This window comes from Paenibacillus sp. FSL R7-0312, assembly GCF_038004445.1.
Classification (GTDB): Bacteria; Bacillota; Bacilli; order Paenibacillales; family Paenibacillaceae; genus Paenibacillus_AQ.
On the sequence record NZ_JBBORE010000001.1, the window covers coordinates 7,008,956 to 7,033,406 of the forward strand.

At 52.1% G+C, this 24,451-nt stretch carries 17 protein-coding genes and 2 pseudogenes; 4 read left to right on the forward strand and 15 right to left on the reverse strand.

Translation table 11 applies throughout. The features are described from left to right. Window positions 1–297 precede the first annotated feature (297 nt). Entirely contained in the window at window positions 298–1,683 is a 1,386-nt protein-coding gene (locus tag MKX70_RS30375; protein WP_042234036.1) for a polysaccharide deacetylase family protein, read from the reverse strand. Window positions 1,684–1,933: 250 nt separating this feature from the next. On the opposite strand from MKX70_RS30375, the gene MKX70_RS30380 reads away from it, so the two are divergent. Beyond that, entirely contained in the window at window positions 1,934–3,160 is a 1,227-nt protein-coding gene (locus tag MKX70_RS30380; RefSeq protein WP_042234034.1) for an AI-2E family transporter, read from the forward strand. On the opposite strand, the gene MKX70_RS30385 is transcribed toward MKX70_RS30380, so the two are convergent. From MKX70_RS30385 to MKX70_RS30395, 3 genes and pseudogenes are all read right to left on the reverse strand, one after another. Then, window positions 3,121–4,926: a peptidoglycan D,D-transpeptidase FtsI family protein gene (locus MKX70_RS30385; protein WP_042234032.1), complete on the reverse strand. Its 1,806-nt coding sequence runs from the start codon at window positions 4,924–4,926 to the stop codon at window positions 3,121–3,123. The genes MKX70_RS30380 and MKX70_RS30385 overlap by 40 nt on opposite strands. A gap of 108 nt (window positions 4,927–5,034) precedes the next feature. Further along, window positions 5,035–7,098, reverse strand: coding sequence for a methyl-accepting chemotaxis protein (locus tag MKX70_RS30390; protein ID WP_156123030.1), 2,064 nt, complete (start codon window positions 7,096–7,098; stop codon window positions 5,035–5,037). Between the two features lie 140 nt (window positions 7,099–7,238). Beyond that, window positions 7,239–7,499, reverse strand: a pseudogene (locus MKX70_RS30395) (glycoside hydrolase family 130 protein); the annotation flags it as partial. Between the two features lie 100 nt (window positions 7,500–7,599). On the opposite strand from MKX70_RS30395, the pseudogene MKX70_RS30400 reads away from it, so the two are divergent. The 3 genes and pseudogenes from MKX70_RS30400 (at window position 7,600) to MKX70_RS30410 (ending at window position 10,710) form a co-directional block, all read left to right on the forward strand. Beyond that, a pseudogene (locus MKX70_RS30400) lies at window positions 7,600–8,278 on the forward strand (glycoside hydrolase family 113). 45 nt (window positions 8,279–8,323) lie between these two features. Beyond that, window positions 8,324–9,538 (forward strand): AGE family epimerase/isomerase, encoded by a 1,215-nt coding sequence (locus MKX70_RS30405; RefSeq protein ID WP_340841456.1) that lies wholly within the window; start codon window positions 8,324–8,326, stop codon window positions 9,536–9,538. Then, window positions 9,538–10,710 (forward strand): glycoside hydrolase family 130 protein, encoded by a 1,173-nt coding sequence (locus MKX70_RS30410; RefSeq protein WP_340789199.1) that lies wholly within the window; start codon window positions 9,538–9,540, stop codon window positions 10,708–10,710. Before MKX70_RS30405 ends, MKX70_RS30410 begins: the two co-directional genes overlap by 1 nt. 125 nt (window positions 10,711–10,835) lie before the next feature. Here MKX70_RS30410 and MKX70_RS30415 read toward each other — a convergent pair whose 3' ends face one another. The 11 genes from MKX70_RS30415 to alaS all read right to left on the reverse strand — a co-directional run bounded on the left by MKX70_RS30415 (window position 10,836) and on the right by alaS (window position 24,176). Next, window positions 10,836–11,798 carry an alpha/beta fold hydrolase gene (locus MKX70_RS30415; RefSeq protein WP_340841457.1) on the reverse strand — a complete coding sequence of 321 codons (963 nt, stop codon included), beginning with the start codon at window positions 11,796–11,798 and terminating at the stop codon, window positions 10,836–10,838. Window positions 11,799–12,024: 226 nt separating this feature from the next. Continuing rightward, on the reverse strand, window positions 12,025–13,089 hold the full coding sequence (locus tag MKX70_RS30420) for a LacI family DNA-binding transcriptional regulator (RefSeq protein ID WP_340789202.1): 1,065 nt from the start codon (window positions 13,087–13,089) through the stop codon (window positions 12,025–12,027). 226 nt (window positions 13,090–13,315) lie between these two features. Continuing rightward, on the reverse strand, window positions 13,316–15,514 hold the full coding sequence (locus MKX70_RS30425; RefSeq protein WP_231637806.1) for a methyl-accepting chemotaxis protein: 2,199 nt from the start codon (window positions 15,512–15,514) through the stop codon (window positions 13,316–13,318). Between the two features lie 649 nt (window positions 15,515–16,163). Further along, a complete protein-coding gene (locus MKX70_RS30430) occupies window positions 16,164–17,486 on the reverse strand; it encodes a peptidase U32 family protein (protein WP_042234016.1) in 1,323 nt (440 codons plus the stop codon). Between the two features lie 260 nt (window positions 17,487–17,746). Then, on the reverse strand, window positions 17,747–18,679 hold the full coding sequence (locus MKX70_RS30435) for a peptidase U32 family protein (RefSeq protein ID WP_340789234.1): 933 nt from the start codon (window positions 18,677–18,679) through the stop codon (window positions 17,747–17,749). Between the two features lie 48 nt (window positions 18,680–18,727). Further along, window positions 18,728–19,774, reverse strand: coding sequence for an endolytic transglycosylase MltG (gene mltG / locus MKX70_RS30440; RefSeq protein ID WP_197073055.1), 1,047 nt, complete (start codon window positions 19,772–19,774; stop codon window positions 18,728–18,730). A gap of 134 nt (window positions 19,775–19,908) precedes the next feature. Continuing rightward, complete coding sequence (locus tag MKX70_RS30445) at window positions 19,909–20,217, reverse strand: DUF1292 domain-containing protein (protein WP_039295631.1); 309 nt, start codon at window positions 20,215–20,217, stop codon at window positions 19,909–19,911. Next, entirely contained in the window at window positions 20,210–20,518 is a 309-nt protein-coding gene (locus tag MKX70_RS30450; RefSeq protein WP_036696606.1) for a DUF1292 domain-containing protein, read from the reverse strand. Before MKX70_RS30450 ends, MKX70_RS30445 begins: the two co-directional genes overlap by 8 nt. A gap of 13 nt (window positions 20,519–20,531) precedes the next feature. After that, window positions 20,532–20,948 (reverse strand): Holliday junction resolvase RuvX, encoded by a 417-nt coding sequence (ruvX, locus tag MKX70_RS30455; protein WP_042140895.1) that lies wholly within the window; start codon window positions 20,946–20,948, stop codon window positions 20,532–20,534. Beyond that, window positions 20,948–21,223 (reverse strand): IreB family regulatory phosphoprotein, encoded by a 276-nt coding sequence (locus MKX70_RS30460; RefSeq protein ID WP_036696603.1) that lies wholly within the window; start codon window positions 21,221–21,223, stop codon window positions 20,948–20,950. Before MKX70_RS30460 ends, ruvX begins: the two co-directional genes overlap by 1 nt. 319 nt (window positions 21,224–21,542) lie before the next feature. Next, the gene (alaS, locus tag MKX70_RS30465) at window positions 21,543–24,176 is read right to left on the reverse strand and encodes an alanine--tRNA ligase (protein ID WP_042234012.1); all 2,634 of its coding nucleotides are present in this window, start codon (window positions 24,174–24,176) and stop codon (window positions 21,543–21,545) included. Window positions 24,177–24,451: the final 275 nt, after the last annotated feature.

Genomic DNA, 24,451 nt, shown 5'->3' on the forward strand with positions numbered 1-24,451 from the left:
GGCCCCGCAGAAAGAAATATCCCATAAAATTGCGATTATATCGTGAGAATTCAGATCATTCTCCAGTGCATGGATACCAGAAGTATTTCCTATTTCTGCCGCAACGCAAAATAACCCCACAAAGTGGGGCTTAGCATCTATGATTACTCAGGTACTTTGCTCGGACCCCCATAGCCTAATTTTCATCAAAAAAAAAGCCTTCAAAACCCGCAGGTTATGGAAGCTTATCTTATAATTAGTATTATAATTAGTATTATAATTATTATTATGGCTATTTCATTTAATTCCTTATGCGCTTCAATGAACCACCGTTGCTCCGGGCAGTTCAAGCTCAGCTTCAAGGGAGTGCTCCTCTTCCCGCACCCGTTCCCGCTGCTTCACCGGCTTCTGCGGCCGCTGCTGGTTCATCTGGCCAGACAGCTGCGACACGGGCATCAGCATCATTTTGGGTACCAGCAGCTCACTGCGGACTTTAAGTCTCGCTCCGCCTGACGGATGAATGACGCTGAGCAGAATACTGAGATAGAATTTGGTGGAGCTTGCGAACAGGCCGTTTGGCAGATCCAGAACCATGAATCCGAATTTCTCCGGCCCGCGGTTCAGCAAGCTCACACCGTAGAGCGCCTTGGCTTCCGCCAGTTCCACATCACCGGCAATCCGCTCCGCAAGCACTGGGAGATCCTTCTCCATGCGGCGGATCATGCGGATGGCCAGCTGTGCCGAGGAACGCGAATGAACGCCCAGCTCGAACAGCTGCCTGTTGTCGATATGCAGCTCTATCACCTTATCACCTTTGCTTAAGGTCTCGCCGTTATCCATGTGCACGGGATTCCCCTGATACTTACGCAGCCGGTAATGCAGGAACGGATCTGCCGGAGAGATCGTCTTGATCTGGAACAATAGCTGGAATACCTGTTCCCAGGCCAGCCATAAGCCGACAACCAGCCGTTTGCCGAAAGACAGCCTTGTAATAGGGGAGTCCTGTACCGCCTTGATCATCTCGTCAATCCGGATACTTCGCAGCCCCCGTCGATCCGCTTCTTGAAGCATCCGCTCCAGAGCAATAAGCATATGCTCTGGTGCATGCGGATCGGCACCGAGCGTAGTACCACAGTCATGAAGCAGCAGGACCTCACCGGGACCCAGCTTAGAGATCAGCTTGTCGGTCAGCCGTTCCGCCCCCAGCTTCTCCTTCCAGTCGCCGAACATGGCCGACCAGAGTACAATCTGCACCTGCCGCCGCTTCGAGAAGTCAAACAGGTTCACAATCCCCCACGGCGGACGGTAATACGTGCTGCGCTCGCCGGTTATTTTGAAGATAATATCATCGGTCCGCTGAATTTGCTTCCTCACCGTTGCCGGACGCATCAGCCAGTTCGTCTTGTGCACATAATTGTGAATCCCGATAAGATGCCCTTCATCATGCATACGCTTAATAATCTCCGGATGTGCTTCAGCATGTGCACCGACCACGAAGAAAGTCGCCTTAGCCCCATAACGCTTAAGCAAATCCAGCAATAATGGTGTATAGTGCGGGTCAGGTCCATCATCAAAGGTCAGGCCGTAATCCGTGCGCCCGATTCCCTTTCGAAAGACACGATAACCAAATATCCGGCTGATCATTCCAGGAATGAAAGCATAAAAGGTAGAGATATAAAATAGCCAGAGCAGCAAAGTCTGCATGTAAATTCCCCGCTTTTCCAGAGTTGACTTTGGCTCGTCTTACGTGTGATACGGCCAAGTAGAGTAAGTAGAAGCGTCTGCTGTCCTGCAAGAGGACAATACCGTTGTGGCGACAAGTAGTGCATTCAAAAAACATTACCCCCTATTTTAACACAGCTGCCAAAGAAATAGACGCTTTTTTAATAAAATCGTGTACAATGAATTGAAGTGATTATTGTAAATTTATCTAGAAAAGGAGTCGTTTATCTCTATGCTGCCGCTGTACAAAAAATATTGGCGCACTTTTTTCGACATCGGATTGGTTATCCTGACGCTGTATCTCGTGATGCTGGGATTCAGTAAGCTGTATCAGCTGGCCGCTCCTGTGTTCCTGTCCTTTTTTGTCTTCCTGCTGATTGAGCCGCTGGCCCGGTTCCTGAACCGCAAGGGAATGGCTAAGCCTTTTGCCTCCGCTATCTCCGTGGTCCTCTTCCTAGTGATCCTGCTTGGCGCCTTATTTGCTGCCGGACTGTTAATTACGACCCAGGTCATTCAATTCCAGGATAATCTGCCCAGATATACATACATAGTCCAGCAGCATTTTACTGAGGCTACCACCTATCTCCAGCAAAAAATCGATGCGCTCCCGCCCGATCTCACAGATAAGCTGAACGGTTATTTCACCGATGCTACCAATGTCCTCTCGACGTGGATGGTCACCTTCTTTAAATATATGATCGGTGTGCTTGGCTCCTTCTCTTCCTTTATGGCTAATTTCGGCATTGCGATTATTCTGGCCTTTTTTCTCAGTATGGAGATTAAGGACTGGCGCCGGATTGCCCATGACAAGCTGCCCAAGACCTTTAAGACGGCTTACGCTTTCCTGCAGGGGAATGTGTTCAAGGCTATCGGTTCTTATCTAAAAGCCCAGCTGATTCTGATCAGCATTACCTTCGTGATCGTTCTCGCCGGACTGCTGATCCTGCAGACTGGAAATGTTCTTACTCTAGCTCTGATCTGCGCCTTGTTCGACCTGCTGCCACTACTTGGAGTACCGGCGATTCTGATCCCCTGGATCATTTATTTATTCATTGTCGGCAATACCTCACTGGCCATTGGTCTGATCATTCTGCTGGCAGTGGTGATGGTGATCAGACAGCTGCTGGAGCCCAAAATCACCGGAAATTCGATTGGCGTCTCCTCGGCGTTCCTGATGCTATCCTTCGTCATTCTGTCTTCCTCTGTATTTGGTATCGCTGGCCTTATTCTGTCGCCGATCCTGCTGATCCTGCTCAAGGAGCTGATTCAGCAGGGGTATCTGCAGCGCTGGATCTATCTGCCGCAGGAGGAATTCATCGTGTCTCCGTTCGCCGCTTCTGAACCCTCCACAGCAGGCGGCCCCGTATCGGGTAATACGGCAGGTACAGCTTCGGCAGGTACAGCAGGCACCGACGATACTCAGGCCCCCGTTGACCCGGACAGCAGCTCAAATACTTGACCGAATAATTTGGCAGCTGCCTGCGGACTGCTTGGAGCCACGTTCTCGACAGCAACGGATACAGCATATCTCGGATGGTCTACCGGGCCATAGCCGATGAACCATTGATTATTGCGGGCCACGCCTTTGACCAGAGTCTGCGCTGTGCCTGATTTGCCGGCGACCGGCCATTCAAGGCCCTGCAGCGTCTTGCCTGTTCCTTCTGTCACCACTTTACGCATCATGGACAGCAGCACGCGGGCGGTTGCCCCCGATATTCTGCCCTGCGGGGCAGGGGCCAGATGTCCCGGAAGCTCCTTCAGCGTCTGGCCGTTGGCAAAAGCCACCCGCTGCAGAATACGCGGCGCTCTAACCTCCCCGCCATGCAGCAGCGTGACTACGAGGTTCGCCGCCTGCAGAGGCGTAATCCGCACATCGCGCTGGCCGATCGCGGTCTGCACCCTGGCCCCGCCGTCATCCGGCAGCAGCGTGGTGAAGATCGTCCCCGTCTGCTCCCCGGAGAGCGGCCGGAGCAGTGGAAGGCCCAGCGTATTCTCCGCCTGCCAGCCGATGTCCCGGCCAAGGCCAAGTCCCAGAGCAGCAGCATTAAGTTGTGCTCCACTAAGCCGCTCGGCAAGCGTGGCGAACACGGTATTACAGGACACGGCGAACCCTTGCGCCATCGTAAGGGCGCCGTGTCCTTTGCCGTTCAGGCAGGTTAATCCGTATTTACCGTATTCCCCTTTACAATAGAACGGTTCCTCCGGTGAAGTTAATCCGGCCTCCAGGGCAGCAGCGGCAGTGACTATCTTGAAGATGGACCCGGGTACCGCTGCCTGCAGCGCCCGGTTGTTCCACTCCCCTCCTTGCGGTGAGATCTGCTCCGGGTTGTAGAACGGCAAGGATACCATCGCGGCAATATCGCCGTTCTGGCTATCCAGGACTACAACTGCCCCCTCCTTTACGTCCGCTTCTGCGGCCAGCTGCTCAATACTCTCCTGTAGTTTCTTATCAATCGTGGTATATAAAGACAGCGGGTAATAAGGATTCCCCGGTGCTTTGACTATAATCGGACTGCCTGGAACACGGTTTCCCCGGGCATCCACCTGGGCAACCGCCTCCGTATGCCCCACTCCCTGCAGCAGCGGCTCCAGTGTTTTCTCCAGCCCGTCCGTACCTGTACGCGGAATCCGCAGACCAGTCGGTGATTGCCGTAGCGCTTCACCCGAAGCTTCAGACAAATAACCAAGCCATTGCCGTCCTGAAGCGGCTCCATCATATCTGCGGGCAAAGGGTAGCGCCTTAACCCCCTCAATTCCCAGCTCTTCCACTTCCCGGGCCTCTGACAACGACAATGCCAGCGGAGTGCCCCCCTTGCCGGAGGGCCAGAGCAGCGGCTCCTTAAGCCCTGTGCGTGTAGATTGCAGCTGGCTGTAGCTGACCCCAAGAATTTCTGCCAGGCGGTGCAATTGGTTATCCCCGGCAGGCTCCCCGGTAACCGTATGCAGCGGAAGTGATTCTTCCTGCGGAAACAGTGCCGCTGTCCATACAGTCTCTCCGGCCAGCGGTTCTCCGTTCCTGTCATAGAGCCGGCCCCGCCCACTGTCCAGTACTGTCTCCCGCTCGCTCTGAATTTCAGCCATCTGTGCCATCGTGTACCCGCTGCTGCTTACCTGCTGATTCTTCATCAGCAGCTGGACCCAGGCCAGTCTGATGATCAAGCCTGCAACGAGCACAGACAGAATCAGCAGACTCCAAAATATACGTTTGTGAACCAGCTTCTGCAAGTGTTATTCCTCCATCAAGTGGGCTGCTGAACTATGGGTTCTATTATGCCCACCCCAACCCGCAAAAAAACCGCTTCCCCAGAAGGAAAAGCGGTTAACACTCACAGCTTACACGCTAAATTTAGACAATCGTTCTTTAAGCTTGGATGAGGCATTCTCCAGTTTGGCGGAGAGATTGACCAAATATTCGCTTACGCTCTCCTGCTCGCCGGTGAGGGATGCCACCTCCTCGGAGGTGGCAGAGGATTCTTCCGCAAACGAGCTGACATTGCCAATCGTCTCGGACAGCACTCTCTGCGAGTGGTTCAACCCGTCTATCGACGATGACACGGAATCCAGCCGGGTGATCAGATGATTCATTTGACCCTGCACGCTGATGAAGATCTCGCTGGTGTTCTGTACATAGGTCATCTGTTCTCCAAACAAAGGTGCCACCTCGGATAATGCGGCTACAGTCTCATGCATGTCATTCATAATTCTGTCGGTGATCTCAGCCACTACTGCAATGGAACGCTTGGACTGTTCAGCCAGCTGACGGATTTCATCAGCGACCACGGTGAAGCCTTTGCCCGCTTCGCCTGCCCGGGCTGCTTCAATAGTAGCATTAAGGGATAAAATATTGGTCTGCTGGGTAATGTTCTGCATGACCTCAAGCACCCGGATGACTGACGAGGTGGTATCCTTGAGTTCATTGACCTTAATCACGAGCTTCCCTGTCCTATCGCCGGTCTCTTGCGTTCTGCCCAACAGCTCCTGCAGTTTGACGACACCCTCTCTGCTGGACGCCTCCACGCTATGTGCGGTCCCGCCAATCTCCTGGGCCGCAGCAATCACCGCATCCATCCGCTCGGAGATCTGGGCGGTCATCTCATTTCCGCGGTCTGCTTCCAGCGCCAGATTCCCTGCACCGCCGGCAATCTGTTCAGTTGCTGCGGCAATATCCTGTGCGGCTACAGCGGTCTCGCGGGATGCATTGCCCAGGGCATCTGCTGTCTCCAGCACTTCACGTGCAGTTTCATTGGTGTGCACGACCAGCTCTGTGATCCGTTCCATCATCATGTTGAAGGAGCCTGACAGCTGGCCGATTTCATCATTCGAGACTACCTTTGTACGCACACGCAGGTCACCTTCTGCCCCTTGGAACATCAGGTCCCGCAGGTGCGACAGCGGCCGCGAGACCATCCGTACCATCCAGAAGCCAATGAGAATGGCGATGAGTGCAGCGGCAGCCACTGCTATGTAGGTGGTGTTAAGTATACGTCCCGCATCCTTAATCAGATTCTCGGAAGGGACAACGCCCAGCAGTCTCCAGCCCGAGCTCTGCAGCGTACCATACACGGCAAGAATGGATTTGCCCTTCTCATCTTTGGTCGGCAGGGACCCTGTGCTCTCGCTGAGTCCCTTGAACAGGGTGCCGCCCAAGCGAAGATACGTGTCTGTCTCCTCATGCTGGGAAGAGGCAATCATCTCATCTTTGGTAGTCAGCAGCTGGATATAAGAGTCCATCCCCAGATCGACTTTGCTGAGCTGGCTGGCCAACTCCGTAGTCTTGATGTCACAGACAGCTATGTATCCTGAGCTTCCGGCTTCCCCCGCTACGGATTTGGCGAAATGGACCACGCCTTCTGCTTCCCCTTGCTTCAGTGCCTCGGTAATCCACAAGCCCTGCGGCTTATCCTGCAGCTGCTTGTACCACGAAGCTTTGCGGACACCCGCCAGGAATTCATTGTCCACAGCCCCCGCTGACGCGGCAGGCAGAGCTTCATTTAGAGGAATCAAATAAACCGCTTGCACATTAGTAACTGCAGTGAGCCAATGGTTCAACTCGCCACTGATCACAGCGGCATGTTCCATACCCCCGCCTGCGGCAGCAGTACTTTCTTCTGAGACTGCCTGCTGAATATCCTTGTTGTAGAACAGCTGTCCCAGATTATCTTCAAAACGCAGCAGAGTCACATCAAGCTTCTCTGCCGTTTGCTCGACTGTCTGCTGATTCGCGGACAGTGCATTGTTCTCGATAGTTTGTTTGGCAACAGAGTAGGATGTATAGCCCAAAGACAGAACAATTCCCATCGTCGCAACGAAAAACACGAGAAAGAGCCGCACCCCCAGCGACTTGGAGGGATGCAGCCGAGTTAGAATACTTTTACCGCGAACTGTTGACTTGCTCAAAAAATCACCGCCGGATCTGCTGTATTCTTGTAGGGAATGATTTCCGCACAAGGCCAGTATTAATAATATACCATCAGATCCTTTATCGCTGTGATTTTGTTGTATGAGATGAATGCTGCCTTATTCGGCCTAGATTCGATCTAGATTTTACCCAAATCCGCATCATTGCCAACCTCTTCATGGGTGTCGATCATGTAGTTGATGATTTCCTGCACTGTCGTATATGCAACACCTACATAAGTGTCAGCCGCCCAGTAGTAGATTGCAATGCGGCCCGTTTCGGCATCATTCAAGGTCGCGCACGGGAAGAGCACATTGTTCACGAAACCGCTCTCCTCATACCATTCTTCCGGCGTAAGTACGAAGTTCTTGGAGCGGTATTTGACTCTCGACGGCTCGTCTCAGGCTTCCCACGCAATTCCCTCTTGAAAACATTCATAAAAAGCGTTATAACTTAATTGTATTATTGTTATCATTAAATAACAATAACATAATAACAAAATACAAATAAATTATTATTTTTCCTGGGCCAATGATGCAGCGGAGTCTTCCATGGAGCTGATGAAGAGGTTTACCGGTGCGAATTGGACCGCCATCGCATTCAGCGCACTTCAAGCTACCCCGCAATCTACAGAAATCCCTTATTGGTCGGAACCTACGGTCAGTGATGAAGAGGTACGCTGGGCCATCCGCCAGGCAAAATCACTTGAACTGAAGGTTTGCCTGAAGCCCATTGTGAATTGTGCCGACGGCACATGGCGGGCTCATATCAACTTCTTCGACAAGGATGTTCCCTGTGAGCCGAAATGGTCAGAGTGGTTCCGTTCCTATACAGCCTTTATCCTTCATTATGCTGTGCTTGCCGAAGAGAGCGGCTTCTAGATGTTCTGTATCGGCTGTGAGCTGGTCCAGCCGGACCGGCAGTGCCGCCATCCCGAATGACTGGAATCTCGAGGGCGGCCCGGATCTTGAAGAGCAAAGCCGGTTCTACCTTGCCATGTTCGGCGCCTGCGGGAAGCGGGACTGGGTACGGGGCTTCATCCTGTGGGATTGGCCGGCACAGCTCTATCCGCTGGACGAAGCTGCGGGCAACGATGATTACTGCATGTACGGCAAACCGGCGGCCGGCATTATCGAAGCGTATTACGGTTCCAAGACGAAATCCTTGTCTACCCTGTAGCCGGATTTCAATATCTACCATTACTGTTTAGGAGTGAACAACCACATGACGAAATCGCCCCTGATTTGGCGGAATGAAATGGAAGCAGAGCTGAAAGACAATATCCTCAGCTTCTGGATGAAGCATACCCTGGATGAACAGCATGGCGGATTTGTAGGTGAAATTGACAACCAGATGAATACCAATCCGGAGGCCGGAAAAAGCCTGGTGCTGAACGCACGGATTCTGTGGACGTTTGCGAGCGCTTACCGCATGTATGGTGACGCTGAATATCTGACTATGACTGAACGGGCCTACGCCTATTTGCTTCAATATTTCACTGACACCGAGTACGGCGGCTATTACTGGATGGTTGATGCGCTGAGAGCCCCTTCCGAACGCAAAAAACAGATCTACGGCCAGGCTTTCGCCATCTATGCCCTGGCCGAGTTCCATCATGCCACCGGACGCCAGGATGCGCTTGATCAGGCTGTGGCACTGTTCCGTCTAGTCGAGCAACACGGATATGATCCGCTTAATAAAGGTTATATCGAAGCCCTTTCTGAGCAGTGGCAGATGACTGAGAATTTAAGCCTCAGCAGCAAGGACATGAATGAGAAGAAGTCGATGAACACCCATCTGCATGTGCTTGAAGGCTACACCGGCCTGTACCGCGTGTGGAAATCCGAGGAGCTGCGGGTCCGGCTGGCTGAGCTGATTGAGGTTATGCTCCTCCACATCATTGATGCTGAAGGCAAGCATTTCCATCTGTTCCTGGATGAAGAGTGGAATATCAAGTCCGACCATATCTCCTACGGCCACGATATCGAAGGCAGCTGGCTGCTGGTTGAAGCGGCTGAAGTGCTTGGGGATGAAGAGCTGCTGCACCGGGTGCTGGCAGTTGCATTGTCCATGGCCGAAGCTACATTGGCTGAAGGCATTGACACTGACGGCGGAATCTGGAATGAAGCCGATCATAATGGGCTGCTGGATAAGAATAAAGACTGGTGGCCGCAGGCGGAAGCAATCGTGGGCTTCTATAATGCCTACCAGCTATCCGGAGATCCACGCTTCCGCGAGGCTGCCGAGGCAGCTTGGACGTTCACTAACAGCTACATGGTCGATCATACATTAGGCGAGTGGTTCTGGGCCGTTGATGAATCCCTGCAGCCGCTGGAGCATGCAGCCAAGGTCAGTGCCTGGAAATGCCCTTATCATAACAGCAGAGCCTGCTTTGAAATGATCGGAAGATTGACAACAACCTCAAAGGAGACTAAATAATGAGCACATTATTCAGAGAACGCAAGGCGCAGTTAACAGAACGGTATGAATCACTGATTGCCCGCAAAAATGAGAAGGTTCCCTTTGGCAACGGTACCTATGACCGTTATCGGTACCCGCTGCTCACTGCAGAGCATGCGCCGCTGATCTGGCGTTATGACTTTAACCCGGCAACCAATCCTTATTTCGCTGAACGGATCGGCGTGAACGGCATCTTTAATCCGGGGGCTATTGAGCTGGACGGCAAGTTCTACATTGTGGCCCGTGTCGAGGGGAATGACCGCAAATCCTTCTTCGCTGTGGCCGAGAGCGACAGCGGTGTAGACGGCTTCCGCTTCTGGGATCATCCGGTTGTCCTGCCGGAAACTGAAGATCCGGATATCAACGTCTACGATATTCGTCTGGTGAAACATGCCGACGGCTGGATCTACGGCCTGTTCTGCACTGAGCGTAAAGATCCCGCTGCCCCGCACGGTGATCTGTCCAGCGCAGTCGCCCAGTGCGGGATCACCCGCACTAAGGACCTGAAGACCTGGGAACGTCTGGCTGACCTCAAGACCGGCTCTGCCCAGCAGCGTAATGTAGTGCTGCATCCTGAATTCGTAGACGGCAAATATGCTTTCTACACCCGCCCGCAGGACGGGTTCATTGATGCAGGCTCCGGCGGCGGCATCGGCTGGGGATTGTCCGATACTATTGAGAATGCTGTAATTACCAGCGAATCCATTATGGATCAGCGTTATTATCATACGATCAAGGAAGTGAAAAACGGCCAGGGCCCGGCACCGGTCAAAACCCCTCAAGGCTGGCTGCACATCGCCCATGGTGTCCGCAACACTGCTGCCGGACTGCGTTATGTACTGTACGCATTCCTGTCCGATCTAAATGAGCCGAACAAGGTTACCCATGCTCCCGGCGGACATTTTATCGCTCCGGACGGTGAAGAACGCATCGGCGATGTATCCAACGTTGTATTCTGCAACGGCGTAATCGCCCGGGACAACGGAGACATCTACATCTACTACGCTTCCTCCGACACCCGGATTCATGTAGCTACCACTTCAGTAGAGCAAATGCTTGATTATGTGCTGAATACTCCTGAAGATCCACTCCGCACTTATGCCTGTGTTCAGCAGCGCATTGCCCTGATTGACCGGAATCTCCAGCTGTAATTGCAGCTATAATTACAGCTGTAATTCCGTCTGAAGGAAGAGCTCATGAAGCGTCTCTACCAGTAAAAAGGCAGTACCTGCAGAATGATCTGCCGGTACTGCCTTTTATTCGTTTGATCCGCTGGCTATAAGGTATTCAATAATTCGGTGACGTATTTAACGACAGTCTCCGGTCTGTGTATGGGGATGGAATGCCGGGGATCTTCTTCGGTAATATGCTGTACATTTGGGGTCAACCTGGCTAAGCGCTGCTGGCCTAGCATCCATTCTTCATCCGGACTGCCCGCGCTAAGCACTGTAATGGGCAGCTTGCTGCTTAGCGGCTCTGCCGCCTTCAGCTGCAGGGCACTCTCTTCCGCGCAGAGCAGTTCCGCATATGCGGCCCGGTAAGCACTCTTACGGTATCCCAGACTTGAGGCGTTTTTTTGGATAGCTGCCGGGAGTCTCCGCCCTCCTACAGGCCTTCTTAGCAAACGGGGAATCCCCGCAGGCGCGAGCAGATAACCCAGCTTATATTGCCGTCTGTTCGCCTCCCGCTGCTGTTTCCGGCGGTTGCTCATTTCATCCGTAAGATAACGGCTCTCATGTACAGCATCAACCAGCAGGAGCCCTTCCACTTCATCCGGATATTCCCCCGCAAAACATCTCACAATCATACCTCCATAGGAGTGGCCCACCAAAATATAGGGAGGCTTGCAGTCCATTGCCTTCAGCAGTTCCCTGAGCTCGCGGACGTATTTCCTGCAGGTTGCACTTTCCGGCTGGCTGCCGCTCCCGCTCCACCCCAGGCCTGCCCGGTCATATGAGACTACCTTGGCATACTGCGACAGCTCCGGCTGCACCATGGACCAGTCCAGGGATGATCCCCCCATACCCGCTTCCAGAATTACGGTGTGGTCTCCCTTCCCTATAACTTGGGCATGAAGGCAGACATCCCGCACAGGAATCATTTCTCCAGGGGGCTTGTAGGTTAGAGCATCACGTTTCGTAAGAACATATTGAACGATGGACAGCGGTGAACAGATTATTGAAATGAACCGGTGCAGAGCCTGCTCGTTCTGCGGAATCGCGGCCATGTGTAACGTCACACCCTTCTCTTAACTGATGTCCAAATTATATAGGCGTGTGCTCAGACCAAAAAGAGAAACTATAACCGGGACATTTCCTATTTTAGTACAACAATTATACCTTCGCTGCTTACTTATGCGTCTCCATTCTACGGGTAGCGAATCGAGTGTAAAGGAAACGGCGTGTTCAGAGCAGCAGTTAACGCGCGGATAGCGGACAGCGGCTCAGACGCACTGATAATTCCAACTATGCTCTTGGTCCAGCCACCGAATCCCGGTGGACAATGTCGGCAGCAATCAGGATCTTCTCCAGCGGTGCGGCAGGATTATGGATACGGTTCAGCAGCTTCTCTACAGCCGCCCGGCCCATTGCCTCTTTTGGAACATGTACAGTAGTGAGCGGGGGAACCCCCCGTGTGGCGTCCTCAATATTGTCAAAGCCGGTTACCGAAACATCACCCGGGATCGCAAAACCTTCTGCTTTGAGCAGATCACTAATGGTGAGCGCAATGAAATCATTGGCACAGACTAGCGCGGTTGGCAGACTTTTGGTTTTCTTGCGTATGTGCATCCATTGCTTAAAGCTCTCATCAAAAGTGCCATCATCCATTCCCTCCAGCTGCAGCATTTCATCATCACCGGCAGGCGTCCTCATTCCATTCTCTTCCAGGGCGCTGCGGAAGCCGATCCAGCGGTCTCGGAAGCTGCGGGAATAGCGGATATTTCCGATAAAATGCAGCTCCGTGTGTCCCGTGCCCATCAGATGATTGCTGAGCCGGGTCATGCAATCCGTATTATTGGCGAATACCGTATCACTTGGAATAAGCGGATCTTCATGGTCAATCAGCACCATCGGCAGGCCGATACGGTGCACCTCCAGCAGCAGTGAGGTCGAGATCTGGCCCACGCCAATCAGCCCGAGCAGTCCGCTAGGGTTGAGAATATTGACGAAGTTATCCGTCCGGTGCTCAGAGACTATGACCATGCCCAGACCTTCCTGGTCCAGCGCAAGTGCAATGCCGTCAACAATCTTCCCCCAGTATAGGGAATCCTGGGTTTGCGAACGGATATTAGGCATAAGCACCAGGACTGACTGTTTGTTCCGGTCACTGTCCACAGGCTGCGGAGGGCGTTTGATACTTTGAACATAGGCATTCTTTTGAGTGAAGTAACCTAATTGCGAAGCCGCCTGAATGACCCTCTCCCGGGTAGTTTCGTTGACACCGCCTTTGCCGGACAGGGATTTGGACACGACAAACTTGGAAACGCCGAGATGGTCGGCGATTTTTTGCATAGTGACTTTCTTAGCCATATATAAGACCTCCAGATACTATTCACGGTTTAACATAACGAGTCTTTATTCAGTGTTGCTAACTTTTTCGGAAATCATAACTTTTAGCTAACAAAATTATTATACGGGGTCGCAAACCGATGTACAAGCATAAAGAAACCGCTCCTTCCCGGATGGAAAGAAGCGGCGGAATGCAACATATATATGCCCGGAACGATTCAATTTGTTATTGTACGTTGCCGAATGCTTAGATCTTAAACAGGGACAGCTTGCTCTCCAGCTGTGTCGATGCACTCTGCAGCTTACCGGACAGCGATACGAGCTGATCACTAACATTCTGCTGCTCATTGCTGAGGGAAGCAACTTCTTCAGAGGTGGCCGAAGACTGCTGCGCAACCGCACTTACATTGCTCATGGCATCGGACAACACGCCTTGGGAATGATTCAGGCTGTCGATGGCACCGGTGACCGATTCGAGGCTGGTAATGAAGTCTTCCATTTGTCCCTTCACCGATACGAAGATGTCACTGGTACTCTTGACTGAACTCATCTGTTCCTTGAACAGCGGGGCCACTTCTGACAGCACTGCTACTGTCTCATCCATTTCAGCCATAATCTTGTCTGTAATGCCGGCAACCAGGGCGATAGACTGCTTGGATTGGTCAGCGAGCTGCCGGACTTCACCGGCAACCACCATGAACCCTCTGCCTGCTTCACCCGCTCTTGCCGCTTCAATCGTTGCATTTAGAGACAGGATATTCGTCTGCTGGGTAATATTCTTCATTACATCCAGTACCTTAATCACGGAATATACCGTGTCCTTCAGGTTGTTGACCCGGTCCACCAGTGCGCTTGTCATCTCACCGGTGCGGCCCGTCTGTTCCAGCAGCGCTTCGAGCTGGCTGGCACCGTGTCCGCTGGCTTCCCCTACTCCGCGGGCGGCCTGATCCATCTCGGAATTAGCAGCAATCACACTTTGCATCTGCGTAGCAATTAGATCCGTCAGTTCATTGCCGCGTTCCGCCTCCTGTGCCAGACTTCCGGCCCCGCCAGCAATCTCTTCTGTAGCAGCAGCAATCTCCTTGGCAGAAATCGCCGTCTTGCGGGAAGCGTCGCCCAGATCATTGGCTGTTTCAAGCACCTCTCGCGCAGTTTCCGTTGTCTGGGCAACCAGTTCGGTGATCCGCCCCATCATCAGATTGAAAGAAGCGGACAGATCTCCGATCTCATCCTTCGAGACATACTCTGTACGGACGCTAAGGTCACCCTTGGCCCCCTGAACCATAAGATCCTTCAGACGTGCCAGCGGCTTGGCAATCATCTGTACCATCCAGAAGCCAACCAGAATGGCAAGCAGAGCTGCAGCTCCAGCCGCTATAAATGTTGTGAACAGAATCGGAGTGGCAGCTTCAACCAGCTGGCCGGTAGGAACAACTCCGGCGAGCTTCCAGTCTGCCTTCTCCATCGGGTTGTACACAGCCAGTACATGTTTGCCGCTCGCATCCTTGGCTTCCTGACTCTCGCTGTTCTTCTTGCTCTCCATAATAAAGTTAAGCTCTGACACCTTGCCGTCCTCTGCCGGTACGGAAGAAGCAACTACCATTCCTTCCGGTGATACCAGCTGAATCCGCGAACCGTCCCCAAGCTTCACGCTCTCGAAGGCTTCTTCAAGCAAAGTGCTCTTAAGCTCAAGCAATACAACATAACCTGCATTCGAGCCCAGGTTCTTGAGCGATCTGACCATAGCGATATTCTTACCGCCATCGCCTTTAACGGAAGTCGGGAACCAGTAGTTCTGTGCGGACTTCGCTTCCGAGGTATAGTAAGGCTCATACGAGGTTGAATTTTTGACAGCAGTCTTGTACCATTCCTGATCTCTTAAGCCGTCCATGGTAAGACCGGAGCTCCCGCTCGATATTATCGTCATCGCAGGGTCCTCAGGAATCAGTGAGATCGCTACGATATTAGAATCTGTTGTAGTCTGGCTGGAGAGCTTCTTGCTGATGGCATCTGTAGCCACAAATTTATCATAACTGCTCGCAGCAGTTGCAAGCTCATTCAGATTCGATTGCATTTGCGTATCGAAATACAGCTGAAGTGCCAAATTTTCATACTGCTTCAAGGTAATATCAAGCTTCTCAGAAGTTTGGATAATCGTCTGCCGGTTGGCTTCGGAAACATTATCCTTAATGGTATTCTTGGCTTTGTTGTAAGACAGAATCCCCAGGAACAGCACAACAATCACAATTGAAGATAAGAATATCAGGAAAAGCTTAACACCAACTGATCTCAGCGGGTTAACTCTCTTTACCTGGCGTACTGAACCATTCAGGACGTTCTTTAAAGTTAGTTTTTGAACTGCCGCTTTACTTGTTGTCTGGGTATCACCTGTTTGGCCTGTCTCAGCCTTTTGTACAACCTTAGGCTTTTTACTGTTCTTTCCCACTTTAATCCTTCTCTCTTTCGGTTTGTCTCTGTCGCTCTCCGGATTTGGAGCCCCCATTACAATCACCTGCCAATTAGATTAGACGTCGTATGTAAGCGTTACCTGTGGTATATATCGGCACAAAGGCTCATTTTTCTTAGTATTTTATAGAAATTGCTTTAAAATTTCTATGTTTTTGTCGAACTGCATTAGTATTTTGGTCTAGAACTAAACCCCCTACGGGTGAATCAAACCGGAGTGTATGAAGCTCCCATGCTGCATTATTTCCAGCCGGAACTTGGCAGACGCTTCATGGACACATCGGCTTGTGAGGAGGACTGAGATTCCGCTATTCGGCCAAATCAGGCAAAATCTCGCGACAACCGGACTGAGATTCCGTTAATTGTTCTGAATCAGCTCATTTGAAGCTTAGAAGAACAAGATAAAGGATTTAGTCCGATTCATCCAGATTAGGCAGGCTTTTGGCAAAATGGCGGATTCTCAGTCCGCTTCAGTAAGAGGTATCCTGCTCCGGGGAGCCGCCGGAAAGTTCATTCCACATTCATCTTTCTTCAGATCCAGCCCGCTTTCCGGCGGATTCCAAGGGATTTACGCAAAAAAAGGACGCCCTTCTAGAAGAAGGACATCCCTTTAAATCTTTCTTATAACTTTATTTTCTTTTACGCATCATGTCAAAGTAAGCTACAGGCTGGTCGACCTTCATGCGCACCCGCTGCAGCGGGTGACGGGCAACATCCAGCGGATTCCCCGCCTCGTCCCACAGCTCGCCGACGGTCTGCTTGAAGAAGGTGTCATCCGGTCCGAAGAATTCCACTTCCTGGCCCGGTTTGAAGTTATTGCGCTGCTGGACAAGTGCCATGCCGCTCTCCGCATCATATTCCAGCACCAGGCCGGCGAAATCATAAGGTGCCGCTTTTTCCTCCGGCTCATAAATATGATCCTCATGATCCGGCGTATCGTAGAAGAAACCTGTATTGAGCGGACGGTTAGCAGCCTTCTGCAGCTCCTCCAGCCATTCTGGCTTCAGCACATAACCCTCGGGGTCAGCCATATAAGCATCAATCGCTTTGCGGTACGCATTAACCACCGTTGCCACATAATGGATCGACTTCATTCGGCCTTCGATCTTGAAGCTGTCAATCCCGGCTTCGATCAGGTCAGGAATACTCTCCAGCATGCACAAATCCTTCGAACCCATCGAGAACGGATTATCCTCCGGCTGATGCAGCGGCAGCTGGGTTACGCCAGGCTGCAATGCCTGAGGCGCCACTGCCTGGTCCTCTTCCGATACCCAGGTTCCTTCCGGACGGCCATCCTCGAACAGGTCGTATTTCCAGCGGCAGGACTGGCAGCAACCCCCGCGGTTGGAATCGCGGTCTGTAAAGTGATTGGACAACACACAACGTCCGGAGTACGAGGAGCACATCGCACCGTGGATGAAGCTCTCGATCTCGATGTCCACATGCTGCTTGATCTCGGCAATCTCCTCTAAGCTGGTCTCCCGGCCAAGCACGACCCGCGGCAGTCCTTCCTGCTTCCAGAAAGATACTGCCTGCCAGTTGAGCGTGGACTGCTGGGTACTAAGATGTACCTCAAGGCCAGGTACAAGGCGGAGCGCGGTGTCTACAATTACCGGATCGGCTACAATAATGGCCGCAATCCCGGCCTCATATAAGTTACGCAGGTATTCTTCAATCCCGGCGATGTCTTCATTGTGAGCATAGATATTCGTCGCTACGAATACTTTGGCGCCATACTTCTTGGCAAATTCAACACCCTCGCGCATTTCCTCAAAGGTAAAGTTATCTGCTCCCGAGCGCAAGCCGTATTTCTGTCCTCCGATATATACTGCATCCGCGCCATAATGCACGGCGAATTTCAATTTCTCTAAGTTTCCTGCCGGAGCCAGGAGCTCCGGTTTGTCCAGACGATAACGTTTCCCCTTGAATTGGGGCTTGGTCATGGTTCCCATTCCTGTTCTCCCTCCTAATTGTCGCAGCTACTGCAAGATTGAACGGCCGGCATTTGGTGTGAAGGCGCAACTGCGGGGAATGTTTGGACTTCCGGTCGCTGTTGTCTGCAGATTTCTTGATTTATACCGCTTAGCGGTGAAATCCGCCGACAAAGGCGAACGCTGACGCTCCTCCAGTTCAAACTTCCCCTCCGCTGCTTACACTATAATGTAGCCTAGACAATCCATTGCAAAAGCTGAGACAATGCTTTTTATATATTTTAATATACCTGTTCTTTGTAGAAGAAGCCGAACGACAGTTCACGCTCAGGGTCCTGCAGCGCCCGGATCTCATCCATCCAGGCCTCATCGTAAGCATATCCGGCGGGATCGGCAGCATACAAGTCAATAGCATGGCGGTAAGCCTTAACTACGGCAACGTTATAAGCTACCGGCTTCAGCAGCCCTTCAATCTTCAGGCTGTGCACGCCAGCCTTCAGCAGGAAATGCAGATCCTCAAGGATACAAATATCGTCCGAGCTCATAATATGTGTTCCGTTCTCATCCTCATATATCGGGAATTTCTCATTCGGCCGTTCTGCTTCTATCAGGAAAAGCCCGCGCTCCTTGCCAAGACTGCCACCATCACCCGGACGTCCCTGATGAGACATGTAACTGGCTACCAGCTTACGCTTGGAATGATAAATATTCGTCATGCCATGTACCTGGACCTGGGCCTCTACTTGCAGATGAGGCACCATTTCGGTCATTTCGTCCATATTCAGCTCACGTGCCAGAACGACCCGCGAAGCTCCCTTACTGCCCCAATAATTGGCTGTGGCGTAATTGGTAGAGGTCATTTCTGCATTCCAGTGCAGCTTCAGCCCTGGCGCTTCCGCCTTCACAGCTGCCAGGACAGCAGGGTCTCCGAATTCGACCCCGTCTACACCCAATTCGCCGATGGCTTTGATGTAAGCAGGCAGTTCTTCCAGCATTTTATTGGAGATCAGCCCGTTTATGCTTACGTACACCTTACCGCCTGTATCATGTGCAAGCTTTACAGCCGCTGAAGTATCTTCCAGCGAGAAATGCCCGGCGAGCCGCATGCCGAAACGGTCATCCCCGATCAGCAGCGCAGTTGCGCCTGCCGCAAGCAAAGCTGCCGCTTCTTCCAGCGAGGCTGCTGTCGCCAGCAGCTCCGGTTTGTTATTCATTGTGTTACCTCCTGTGCCTATTGCATCAATACTATTGTAGCGCTTTTCCTACTGATTTTGTTTGCTTTTTTCGATATTGGCTAAATGTTCCTTGTAGGTCTTGGCGAATAAATGCGCCTGAGAGCCATCCTTCTTGGTGACATAGAAGAAATATTCCGATACCTCAGGAGTCATTGCGGCTTCAATAGAAGCAAGCCCCGGGCTACTGATCGGTCCAGGCGGCAATCCTTCCTGCTTGTACGTATTATAAGGGCTGTCCACCTTCAGGTCCTTCTCGTAGAGCCGTTCCTTCTGCTTGTCCAGTAAATATTGGACCGTAGCATCAATCTCCAGCTTCTGGCCCTTGTCCAGTCTGTTATAAATGATACCGGCGACCAGCGGTCGTTCCTCGTTCACTACCACCTCACGCTCTACGAGCGAAGCAACCGTCATCAGCTCATGCAAGGTAAGCCCACGGTTCGCCAGCTTCGCCTTCCACTCAGGGATCGTGTCCAGCTTCTTCACCAGCTGCTCCAGCATGGCTTCAATGACCTCCTGCGGAGTACTGTCCTTGGCCAGCTCATAGGTTTCCGGGAACAGATACCCTTCAAGACGGTGCCGCAGCTCCTTATTCTCCGGGATTCCTAAAGTTCCTACTGCCTCAAGGCCCGCACCTGAATCAATCAACTGCAGGAACACCTCTGCCTTCTGATTCCACGCTTCAGCCAGCTTATCTGCAACCTGAGTCGCAGTGTACCCTTCGGGTATCGTGAATACAACGGTATCTTCCTTCACGACATCCCCTGCATTCATCCGGCTGATCAAGGTATCATAAGAGTCCCCCGGGCTCACGTTATAATTTCCTGCCTTGAAGCTGGAGCCTTCCTGGACCCATTTTAGATACCCTTTAAAAAACAATCCGTTCTTGATGATTCCCTTCTCTTCCAGCAGGTCAGCAATTTGTGAGCTTCCCATACCCTTCTCTATTGTAACCGTCACGGCCGGCCCTGCGGGCTCTACCGGCTGCATTCCATTCCAGATATACCATGCTCCTCCCCCTGCAGCAGCTGCAAGGACAAGGATTATAATGAGCACAGTGCGGATCACGGCTTTCAAATGTTACGCCTCACTTTCCGACTATAAAGTATAAAATTGTATTGTTTTAAATTCAACATATTTTTATTTTCCTGCATTCCAAGCAAAAAGAGCGCGGAAAAAAATCCGCCCTCTTCCGTGCTAATGCTATTGGATTATTCGGTGTCTTCAGCCGGGAAGGTAAGCTCATCGTACAGCTCGGAAACATCCTCCCACTCTTCATCGTCCATAATGCTCTCCAGTTCAGGAAGCCCGTCAGGAGAAACCACGATCCGCAGAATTTCCTGCTCCGCAGCTCTTCCAGAACCGGCCAAAACAGCATAAGCACGATCACCGACAGCAAATTCAGCAATAATATCGTAAACGGAAGACTTGCCCTGCTCATCTTCCAGTTCTACTGTTTCTCCGTATACCTCTTTAAGCTTCGAAGTCCATACCGCTTGATCAGCGGAAAAATCAGTCATTCTCCGCTCCTCCATCCAGCTCGTCTACCAAAGTATTGAAGGTTTCTTCTACAATCGCCCATTCCTCGTCATTCTCAATCATGAACAGCTGCAAGTCGTCGCCGTCTTCTTCGTAACGGAACGCATAGACTTCATCAGTCTCTTCATCCTCAGAATCAAGTGGAACCACCATCATATACTTCGCATCCGATCCGTCGACTTCAAACTTCATGATGACCTCAAATTCCTCTTCATTACCTTCCTCATCAGGAATATAGATAATTTCCGGTTCTTCTTCTTGGCCGATCTGCTCGTTTGTCATATCCGCACACCCCTCACCTTTTACTGTTAGCATCCAAAAAATTTTGCAATATCAGGGCTGCGGCCATTTTGTCCACAATCCCCTTGCGTTTCTTCCGACTGACGTCCCCTTCAATCAGCACCCGCTCAGCAGATACCGTCGTCAGACGCTCATCCCAAAGGTGTACGGGTAAATCAAGTTGCTCCCGCAGCTGGTCTGCGAATTCGATGCAAATTTCACCACGGGGTCCTACTGAGCCGTTCATATTCTTCGGCAGCCCAACGACAATCTCACCGATTTCGTACTCCTTGACCAGTTCACGGATACGGTCGAATTCGTTGCCGTTTCCGCGCCGCTCAATAGTCTCCAAAGCCTGCGCTGTCCACCCGAAAATATCGCTTGTGGCGACACCGATTCTGCGGTCGCCGTAATCCAGTCCCAGCTTCTTCATCATTTCGGCTGGTCCACCCGATGATTGGCCAGATAGAACCGGACCAGTTCCTCAATCAGCTCATCACGTTCTTTTCTCCGGACCAAACTTCTCGCATTGTTGTGGCGCGGAATGTAAGCCGGATCTCCGGAAAGTAGATACCCTACGATCTGGTTGATCGGATGATATTCCTTCTCCACCAGCGCGTCGTACACGGCGAGTAAAATTTCCTGGGGAGAAGCTTCCTTTTCGTCGCCCTTCACATTGAATTTGACCGTTTTGTCCATGGAGTCCATTTGTGACACCTTCCTTCTGCAAAATCACCCCGATTCGGGCGGCTTCGCAAAGTTGCTGCTGTACAGCTTACTTGCTGCCTTCATCATAACATATTCATGGCCCAACGAGGAAATCCTGCCACTGTAAAAGCGCTTTTTTTGGTATTTTATCTACAAAAATAGATGTTTTTTTGGGTTTTAAGCTATTGCAAGCCCCGGGTCAATAATGAATAACCCCAAAAATTATACATTTTGTGAATAAAGCAGCGGTACTGATATGTTGCCCTCAGTACCGCTGTATCTTTATCCGGGGAATTTCTCAGCTATTTCAGGCAATCCGTTAAGCCAATGCAGCTACAAGCTCTTCGGCCTTCTTCAGGGCTTCGCCCAGCTTGGAGGCATCCTTGCCGCCAGCCTGTGCCATGTCCGGACGTCCGCCGCCGCCACCGCCGCAGACCGCAGCGATTTCTTTGACCAGCTTGCCGGCGTGGAAGCCTTTCTTCACCAGGTCCTGCGGCACAGCAACCACAAAATTCACCTTGTCATCCATTACTGCGCCGAGCACCAGTACGGCATCCGGAAGCTTGGATTTCAGTTCGTCTGCAGTCGAGCGCAGAGCATCAATATTGCCGGCTTGCACGGATACTGCCAACAGCTGCGTGCCACCGCCTACTGTAATCACACTGCTGGTCAGCTCAGCTGCAAAGGTTGCGCTCAGCTTGGACTGCAGCGATTCGTTCTCGCGGCCCAGCTCACGAACCTGGGCATGCAGGGCTTCGATCCGCTTAGGCACATCCGTCAGCGAGGACTTCAGCAGTGCTGCCGATTGCTTCAGCAGATCCAGCTGGCTCTCCGTGAACTGGTAGGCGTAGCGGCCGGTCACCGCTTCGATCCGGCGCACACCGGAACCAATGCCGCTCTCGCTGAGCAGCTTGAAGATTCCGATCTGCGATGTATTGGCTACGTGGCATCCGCCGCACAGCTCCAGGCTGTAGTCGCCGACCTGCACGACACGGACGATATTGCCGTATTTCTCACCGAAGAGGGCCATCGCTCCCATAGCTTTGGCTTCATCAATCGGCTTGTTCTCAATGACAACATCGAGGCCGCGCCAGATCTGGGCGTTCACGCGTTGTTCGATATCGCTGAGCTCCTCCGGAGTGATGGCTCCGAAATGCGAGAAGTCAAAGCGCAGGCGTGAGCCTTCTACTAAAGAACCTGCCTGGTTGACATGGCCGCCAAGCACTTCCTTCAGCGCTTTATGCAGCAGGTGGGTTGCCGTATGGTTCTTCACGATATCCTCACGCTCGGCACGGTTCACTTCCGCACGGACTGTATCTCCAACCTTCAGGTCCCCGGCTTCGACAGTAACCAGATGCACATGCTGGCCATGCGGAGCTTTGAAGAGTCCGGTAACCTTGGCAGTCACAGAGCCGCCGGTCAAAAGTCCGGTATCGCTCACCTGACCGCCGCTTTCAGCGTAGAATGGAGTCGTTTCAAGGATAACCTGGCACTGGGCGCCTTCACTGACGACATCAGCAAGTGCGCCGTCAACTACAATCGCCAGCACTTTAGACTCGGTTACCGTGTCATTATATCCAACAAATTCACTTTTAACCGTCAGCTCGGCAAGTGCTCCGCCCTGGATCTTCATGCTGGCGCTGTCCTGGCGGGCTGCTCTGGCGCGGTCACGCTGCTCCTGCATCGCAGTATCGAAGCCTTCACGGTCTACCGTAAGCCCCTGCTCGGAAGCGAAGTCCTCTGTCAGGTCGAACGGGAATCCGTAAGTGTCATAGAGCTTGAACGCATCAGCACCTGCAATAGCACTTAGGCCGTCAGCCTTTGCTTTGGCACTGATCTCGCCCAAGATAGCAAGACCATCGGACAATGTTTCGTGGAACCGTTCTTCTTCCAGGCGGATGATTTTGGCAATATATTCACGGTTCTCCACTACGGAAGGATAGTATACACCCATAACTTCGCCAACCGTCTCCGTCAGCTCGTGCAGGAACGGACGATCAAGTCCAAGTGTCTTGCCGTAACGGACTGCACGGCGGAGCAGACGGCGGATGATGTAGCCGCGTCCTTCATTGGAAGGAAGCACGCCGTCACCTACCGCAAAAGTAACGGTACGCACATGGTCGGCAATGACTTTGAGCGCAATATCCTGTTCAACATTATCCTTGTAGGTTACACCGGCAAGACCGGCAGTCTTCTGGATAATCGGCTGGAACAGGTCGGTGTCGAAGTTGGAGTCCACATCCTGCAGAATAGAAGCGAAGCGCTCCAGACCTGCGCCGGTATCAATATTCTTGTTAGGAAGCGGTGTGTAGCTGCCGTCCTTGTTATGATTGAACTGCGAGAACACGAGGTTCCACACTTCCAGCCAGCGTTCATTCTCGCCGCCCGGATACATCTCAGGATCACTCATATCACTGCCGTAAGCCTCGCCGCGGTCATAGAAGATCTCCGAGCAAGGGCCGCAAGGTCCTTCACCGATGTCCCAGAAGTTCTCGTCGCCCAGCTTGATGATGCGTTCTGCAGGCAGACCGACTTTTTCATTCCACAGCTTGAACGCTTCTTCGTCCTCTGCATACACGGTAACGGAAATCCGGTCGCCATCAAAGCCGATCCATTCCTTGCCGGTAAGGAATTCCCAAGCCCAGGTAATCGCTTCTTCCTTGAAGTAATCGCCGATGGAGAAGTTACCCAGCATCTCGAAGAACGTGTGGTGACGGCGCGTCTTGCCTACGTTCTCAATATCATTGGTACGGATACATTTCTGTGAGTTGGTCAGGCGGGGATTCTCAGGAATCTCCCGGCCGTCGAAGTAAGCCTTCAGCGGCGCCATGCCTGCGTTAATCCATAGCAGCGATGGATCGTTGTGGGGCACGAGCGAGGCGCTCGGCTCAATGCGGTGACCTTTACTCTCAAAAAACTGCAGCCATTTGGAACGGATTTCACTTGCTTTCATCATGTACAGCTCCCGTCTCATCATTTAATGCGGCACTTTGGCCGGAAAACTCATTGTTGCCCCAAAAAGTTACCCGAAAAATCAAAAACAAAAAACGCCCCTGAATTAGATTCAGGGACGATGATTATCGCGGTACCACCCTGGTTATCGTCTTGTTCCGTGAGAACACGGACTATTGCAGACGATCGCCTTGTGCGGCTGTTAACGGGTGCCCCCCGGCGGGATTATCCCCGCACTCCGAAACTAGCTTTCTGCCGGCCTGCCTTCAAGGTTCT

Excerpts from the sequence above, each read along its gene's own strand:
- MKX70_RS30375 (WP_042234036.1), bottom strand. The coding sequence starts at position 1,683 with ATGCAGACTTTGCTGCTCTGGCTATTTTATATCTCTACCTTTTATGCT.
- MKX70_RS30380 (WP_042234034.1), top strand. The coding sequence starts at position 1,934 with ATGCTGCCGCTGTACAAAAAATATTGGCGCACTTTTTTCGACATCGGA.
- MKX70_RS30405 (WP_340841456.1), top strand. The coding sequence starts at position 8,324 with ATGACGAAATCGCCCCTGATTTGGCGGAATGAAATGGAAGCAGAGCTG.
- MKX70_RS30410 (WP_340789199.1), top strand. The coding sequence starts at position 9,538 with ATGAGCACATTATTCAGAGAACGCAAGGCGCAGTTAACAGAACGGTAT.
- MKX70_RS30420 (WP_340789202.1), bottom strand. The coding sequence starts at position 13,089 with ATGGCTAAGAAAGTCACTATGCAAAAAATCGCCGACCATCTCGGCGTT.
- MKX70_RS30430 (WP_042234016.1), bottom strand. The coding sequence starts at position 17,486 with ATGGGAACCATGACCAAGCCCCAATTCAAGGGGAAACGTTATCGTCTG.
- MKX70_RS30435 (WP_340789234.1), bottom strand. The coding sequence starts at position 18,679 with ATGAATAACAAACCGGAGCTGCTGGCGACAGCAGCCTCGCTGGAAGAA.
- MKX70_RS30445 (WP_039295631.1), bottom strand. The coding sequence starts at position 20,217 with ATGACTGATTTTTCCGCTGATCAAGCGGTATGGACTTCGAAGCTTAAA.
- MKX70_RS30450 (WP_036696606.1), bottom strand. The coding sequence starts at position 20,518 with ATGACAAACGAGCAGATCGGCCAAGAAGAAGAACCGGAAATTATCTAT.
- ruvX (WP_042140895.1), bottom strand. The coding sequence starts at position 20,948 with ATGAAGAAGCTGGGACTGGATTACGGCGACCGCAGAATCGGTGTCGCC.
- MKX70_RS30460 (WP_036696603.1), bottom strand. The coding sequence starts at position 21,223 with ATGGACTCCATGGACAAAACGGTCAAATTCAATGTGAAGGGCGACGAA.
- alaS (WP_042234012.1), bottom strand. The coding sequence starts at position 24,176 with ATGAAAGCAAGTGAAATCCGTTCCAAATGGCTGCAGTTTTTTGAGAGT.